General features: G+C 66.8%; 2 protein-coding genes and 2 pseudogenes. 2 read left to right on the top strand and 2 right to left on the bottom strand.

Features of this window, described 5'->3' with window-relative positions:
- On the top strand, window positions 1-309 hold a 309-nt coding region (locus tag H590_RS0113530; protein ID WP_028703930.1), incomplete at its 5' end, for an ISL3 family transposase.
- A gap of 58 nt (window positions 310-367) precedes the next feature.
- Window positions 368-1,579: pseudogene (locus tag H590_RS16940) on the top strand (IS3-like element ISPfr11 family transposase).
- A 562-nt stretch (window positions 1,580-2,141) separates the two neighbouring features.
- On the opposite strand, the gene H590_RS0113515 reads toward H590_RS16940, so the two are convergent.
- Both H590_RS0113515 and H590_RS16935 read right to left on the bottom strand, forming a co-directional pair.
- Window positions 2,142-3,497, bottom strand: a complete 1,356-nt coding sequence (locus H590_RS0113515; protein ID WP_028703929.1) for an FAD-dependent oxidoreductase — start codon at window positions 3,495-3,497, stop codon at window positions 2,142-2,144.
- 149 nt (window positions 3,498-3,646) lie between these two features.
- Window positions 3,647-4,687, bottom strand: a pseudogene (locus H590_RS16935) (IS30-like element ISPfr9 family transposase); the annotation flags it as partial.
- Window positions 4,688-4,872: the final 185 nt, after the last annotated feature.

Raw genomic sequence — 4,872 nt, 5'->3', positions numbered from 1 at the left:
TACCGCCACGAGAACCGGCGCCACGGCCGCGAGCTGATGGCCCGGCTCATCGACTCGATCAGCACCGGCGTCCCCAAGGCCCTGGTCGAGATCACCAAGCTCGGCAGGACGCTGAAGAAGCGCGCCGCCGACGTCCTGGCCTACTTCGACCGGCCCAGCACCTCCAACGGGCCCACCGAGGCGATCAACGGCAGGCTCGAGCACCTGCGCGGCTCGGCGCTGGGGTTCCGCAACCTGACCAACTACATCGCCAGATCCCTGCTCGAGACCGGCGGGTTCAGACCCCGACTACACCCTGGATTCGGATGAGCCGTTTTTCGGACACCTGATGTGGCGGGGCCTGGTGGCCCTGGGGGAAGGTGTTGTCATGAGCACGGGGAACGAGAAGACGCGGAGGCAGCGTCGCAAGTTCACGGCCCAGTACCGCCATGAGGCGGCGAGGATGGTGATCGACTCGGGTCGCACGATCGCCGAGGTCGCCCAGGAGCTGGGGCTGGGTCCCCAACTGTTGGGCAGGTGGGTGAAGGCAGAGAAGGAGACCATGACGCCGAGCACGTTGAGTCCGGATGAACGCGAGGAGTTGAAGCGGCTCCGCAAGGAGAACGCGGACCTGCGGATGGACAACGAGTTCTTGGGAAAAGCAGCGGCCTTCTTCGCTGCGAAGCATCAGTGAGTGAGAAGTACACGCTGATGCAGGCGGAGAAGGCTCGGTACCCGATTGCCCGGATGGCCCGCCTGTTGAAAGTGTCCACTTCCGGGTACTACGCGTGGGTTGCGGCCCAGCAGCGGGATGGGGATCATCTTCTCCCCAGCCTCCGGGCGCGTCGGCGCCTGGATGAGGCGGTGCGCCGCATATGGGTGGACTCCCGAAGCACGTACGGGTACCTGCGTGTGTGCGCCCAGCTTCGCCGTGAGGGGGTGGTGGTGGATCGTAAGACGGTGGCGGCCTCGATGCGCCGTCAGGGCCTTGCGGGCATCAGCCCGCGCCGGTTCCGTCCGGTGACGACGATACCGGGGACGCGCACGCATTCGATCCCTGACCGGGTCAAGCGACACTGGGACACGGGGCAGGTGGATCGCGTGTGGGTCACCGACATCACCTACCTGAGGACGCGGGCCGGGTGGGTGTACCTGTGCGCCATCAAGGACGCTTGCTCCCGGAAGGTCATCGCAACCGCCATGTCGACGACCATGACGACGGACCTCGTGGAGGAGGCGTTGCGCCGGGCTCGCATTCTTCGCCCGAACGCGCCCAGGAAAGTGATCATCCATTCCGACCGTGGCACGCAATTCACCTCCGAGCAGATGTATGAGTACTGCCGGGAACTCCACCTCGACCAGTCAATGGGACGCACCGGGGTGTGCTGGGACAATGCGATGATCGAATCCCAGTGGTCCGTGTTGAAGGCTGAGTTCTACGACCGCTACGAGTGGGACACCCCCCAGCAGGCCATTCAGGGCGTGGAGGAGTGGGATCTACGACTTCTACAACACGAAGCGCCTCAACTCAGCGATCGGCTACCAGACCCCAGTCGAGTTCGAAGCCCAACACGCGGCAGCCCTGACACGGGCCGCCTGAACCAATCCAACCGTCCGAAACTTGCGGGTAACCCCACGAAGACGTCGAGCAGGAAGACCCGCAAGAGCTCATGGCGAGGCTCACGGGCAACTACCGGCGAGGGAACGAGCGACAGGCCCGCAACCACCCCCGAAACCGCGGCCGCTGAACGACCGGCCATCGACACGACCGCGTGCACACGCCCTCGGCGCGGCAGTTGAGGACGTTCTGATCGCGGGTAGCCCGCCCGTTCCGCTCTAGCCTCTGCGGACGAGGATGAACCCGTCCCATCCCTTTACGCCGACAGTTTGGAGCACAGTGGCGGTCAGGTCGGGATTAGCGGCGATGGCATCGACGACAGCACGGACGCCTCGAACCGAGCCATCTTGCGATGCATACCCCTACAGGGTACACCTATTCGAACCACGATCCGGCAGGGTCTATTCCCGGGGCGGGTCGGTCAGCCTCCAAGACATGCGGTGCCTGCGTCGGCGGCGGGGCCGGACGCCGGGCCCGACCGCCCCCGTCGAAGCAGAACGCCCTCCGACCCATCGGGTCGGAGGGCGTACTCGTGCCTGAGCGGTCAGGCCAATGGCTCCAGGGTGCCGAGCACCTCGTTGAAGGCCTCGGTGCTGGACGGGTGGGTCCAGATCCCGTCGCGCAGGTCGGAGACCTTGGCGCCCAGCCGGATGGCCAGGGCGACCATGTTGACCAGCTCCTGGGAGTCGATGGAGAAGATCGTCGCGCCGAGGATCTCTTGGCTGTCGGCGTCGACGAACAGCTTGAACAGGCCGTGGGTCTCGCCGACGATCTTCGGCCGGGGCATGGCGGCGATCTTCGCCACCTCCTTCTTCGCCATCAGGACGTTGCGGCCGGACTTGCGGGCCTGGGTCTCGTCCATGCCCACCATCGACAGCGGCGGGGTGATGAAGGTGGTGTTCGGCACCGCCACGCGGTCGCTGCGGCGGCGCGTGCCCTGGCCCATCACCGCGTCCCACACGATGCGGTTGTCGTCCAGCGAGATGTAGGTGAACTGCGGGCCGCCGTTGACGTCGCCCACCGCGTACACACCGGGGACGCTGGTCTGCAGCTGGTCGTCCACGACGACGAAGCCCCGCTCGTCCACCTCGATGCCGGCGGCCTCCAGGCCCAGCTCGCCGGTGACCGGCACGCGTCCGGCGGCCACCAGCACGGCCTCGGCCGCGAAATCGCCCTTGGTGGTGTGCACCACGGCGTGTGTGCCGTCGTCGTCCAGCGACGTGGGCCGGACGCCCTGCTCGATGGTGACGCCCATGTCGAGCAGGGTCTGCCTCACGGCCTCGGCCACGTCCCGGTCGGCGCGGGGAAGGAGCTCCTCGCCGCGGTCGAGGATGGTGACCTTGGAGCCGAAGTGGGTGAACATGCTAGCGAACTCCAGCCCAATGAAGCCGCCGCCCACGATCACCAGCCGTTCGGGCAGCGGGTCGATGTGCTGGATGGTGGTCGAGTCGAACACCCGCGGTGAGTCGAAGCCGGGCAGGTCGACGCGGCGCGAGGTCGCACCGGTGCCGATCACCACGGTCTCGCCGGTGAGCTCCACCTGGCCCTCGGCGGTGTCGACGACGACCGTCCGCGGGCCGGTGAACCGGGCGGTGCCGTCCACCAGGGTGACGCCCGGCTTCTCCAGCATCTGGTGGTTCGCGGCGTTGAGCGTGCCGATCAGCGCGTCGCGGCCGGCGACGGCGGTGCGGAAGAACTCCTGCGGGTCGTCGGAGTCGCGACGCTCCTCGGCCGAGACGACGAGGTCCTTGGTCGGCACGCAGGCGATGTTGATGCAGGTGCCGCCGTACATCTCGGGCGAGCGCTCCACCAGCGCCACGGTCTTGCCGGCGGCCGCGAAGCGCCCCGCCAGGGTCTTGCCTGCCTTGCCCCAGCCGATCACCAGCAGGTCAACGTCCATCACAATTCTCCTTCGCGTAGGCACGCTCTCGCTCGCAACGCTCGCAATCCACGAGGTGCGGGATTTGCCGGTGGGCATCCTTCCAGCGGCGCCGCTGAGATGGAAAGCCAACTGCTGACATCGCTCTGCTGGTCGGAGCCACGGCAGGTTCAACCGGTCGTCGCAACACCGGCTTCTTCCAAGGATTGTAGTTGCTCTTCGAAGACCTCGGCCGGTGTTCTCCAGCCGAGGGTCTTGCGGGGGCGGTTGTTTAGGGTGTGGGCCACGGCTTCCAGATCTTCTGCTGTCCAGCGGGACAGGTCGGTGCCCTTGGGGAAGTACTGACGCAGCAGCCCGTTGGTGTTCTCGTTGCTGGGCCGCTGCCATGGGCTGTGGGGGTCAGCGAAGTAGACCTTCGTGCCGGTCTCCAGGGCGAAGGTGGCGTGAGCGGATAGTTCCTTGCCGCGGTCCCAGGTGATGGTCTTGCGCAGCTGCTGCGGCAGAGCGGTGATCGACGCGGCGAGCGCGGTGTTCATCGCGACCGCACCGTAACCGCCCAGCGAGGGGCCGTTCTTGACCGGCGGCGTCTGGCCCCAGCCCTCCAAGCGAGGCAGATGGACCAGGATCGTGGCGCGGCTGTGGCGTTCGACCAAGGTGCCGATCGCGGAGCGGCCGGTGCCGATGATCAGGTCGCCTTCCCAATGACCGGGAACCGCCCGATCCGCTGCCTCCGCGGGACGCTCGCTGATCACGACATCAGCGGTGACATGGCCATGGGGCTTGTTCCTCGAACGCTCACGCGGCGAGCGCAGAGCCCTGCCGGTGCGCAGGCAGGTCACCAGTTCCCGCTTCAGCGCCCCGCGGCCCTCGATGAACAGTGACTGGTAGATCGCCTCGTGACTGATCCGCATGGACTCATCATCACCGAACTCGATGCGCAGGCGGTGGCTGATCTGCTCCGGGCTCCAGGCCTTCGACCAGCGACGGTCGGCCCGGTGGGGCTTGTTCAACCCTTTCCAGACTGGCGTGTCTGGGCCGTTGACGGTGCGGCCGTCAGGGTGGGTGACCTTGCCGGCGAGCCGGTCCTGGACGTAGTCACGCACCCGCGGGTTGGTCACCATCTTCGCTTCTTTGGGCCTCTTGGCGGCCTCTTGGGCTTTCCACTGGGCGACCATGGCTCGGTATTCGAGTTTCCCGCCTCGGGTGGCGCGTTTGCGGGACTGGCCGGCGCCGGTGGCGTGGTCGGCCCCCACATTGGGTCTGCCGCGTCTGTGTGGACGGCCATCACCTCGATGATCCGTCCGGTGGTGTCGGGTCCCACGAACAGTGAGGGATCGGGCATGTCGGGCAGTCGAGAACGTTGGAAACTGGGTTTGGCGAGCAGGGCGTGCTCGAT

This window comes from Acidipropionibacterium jensenii DSM 20535, assembly GCF_000425285.1.
Classification (GTDB): domain Bacteria; phylum Actinomycetota; class Actinomycetes; order Propionibacteriales; family Propionibacteriaceae; genus Acidipropionibacterium; species Acidipropionibacterium jensenii.
The sequence above is the reverse complement of the archived record's forward strand: the minus strand, read 5'-3'. Positions and strand labels throughout refer to the sequence as shown.